The organism is Streptomyces sp. NPDC048473, assembly GCF_043200155.1.
In the GTDB taxonomy this organism is placed as follows: domain Bacteria; phylum Actinomycetota; class Actinomycetes; order Streptomycetales; family Streptomycetaceae; genus Streptomyces.
Genome location: NZ_JBICXE010000202.1, coordinates 1 through 1,171, shown reverse-complemented (window position 1 = coordinate 1,171; position 1,171 = coordinate 1). Strand labels below are relative to the sequence as shown.

The 1,171-nt window shown below is 67.5% G+C and carries 1 protein-coding gene; it reads right to left on the bottom strand.

Features of this window, described 5'->3' with window-relative positions; genetic code table 11:
- Window positions 1-24: 24 nt before the first annotated feature.
- Window positions 25-1,089: an IS110 family transposase gene (locus tag ACGFU7_RS48235; RefSeq protein ID WP_393705183.1), complete on the bottom strand. Its 1,065-nt coding sequence runs from the start codon at window positions 1,087-1,089 to the stop codon at window positions 25-27.
- Window positions 1,090-1,171 lie beyond the last annotated feature (82 nt).

Genomic DNA, 1,171 nt, shown 5'->3' with positions numbered 1-1,171 from the left:
TGACTCTGAAGCTCCTATAGATCGTCAAGCTGCGGAAGTCGTTGTCGGTGAGCTGATGCATGCGCTTGTGAGGTGGCGGTAGATCTCTCGCGCGACGAAGCGCTTGAGGCATCTGAAGATGTCCTTCGTCTTGAGCCCTTCGAGGGTGCGTCGTGCCACGTAGTCGCGGGTGCGCGGGTCGTGCCGCATGCGGACCAGCACGATGGTGTGCAGCGCACGGTTGGCCTGGCGGTCTCCGCCGCGGTTGAGTCGATGGCGGTCGGTGCGACCGGAGGAAGCTGGCACAGGGGCAGCGGCGCACAGGTGGGCGAAAGAGGCTTCTGAGGCGAGCCGGTCGGGGTTGTCGCCAGCGGTGACCAGCAGCTGCCCGGCAGTCTCGGTCCCGACGCCCGGCAGTGCGAGCAGGCCGGGTGCGGTTCGAGTGATCAGAACGCGCAAGTCGGCGTCCGCGTCTGCTATCTCCTCGCTCAAGTGCCGGTACCGCTTGGCCAGACGCTTCAGGGCGAGCTTGACGGCTGTGGCCGGGTCGGCCAGATCGGTGCCGGGACGGCAGGCTGCCAGCCTCCGGACCAGCTCGGTGGTGGTCAGTGAGCGCAGTGATTCGCGTACTGCGGCGGGCGCGGTGATGATCAATGATTTGAGCTGATTGGTGGCCTGGGTGCGGGCCTTGACGGCGCTGGCGCGTACCACGCGCAGCCCGCGGATCGCCTCGACTGAGCCGTCGCGCTGTTTCGGGATCCCTTTGGCGCGGCCGGAGAGCACCGCGGTGGCGGCCGCATAGGCATCAATTGAGTCGGACTTCCCTGCCGCGCGGCGAGCTCGACGGTCAGGCCGGTCCACCTCGATGACGGCGATCTGGTTGGCGTGGAGGTAACGGGCGAGTTCGGCGCCGAAGGAGCCGGTGCCCTCCATGCCCACGACCAGCACCTGGCCGTGAGATTGCAGCCACTCCAGCAGGCACCGGTAGCCCGCAGGCGTAGTGGGGAACGCCTCGGTGGCCAGGTGCCGGCCGATGGTGTCGATGACGGCGGCCTGGTGAACGTCGGTGTGGGTGTCGATTCCGCCGATCACCTCGATGGGCTGCGACATGATGGCCGGGTTCCTTCCGTGCGCGACGAATGGGCTCGCGCGCACCGGCCGGCAGACGGACACGACTGTGATGGGACCGCTT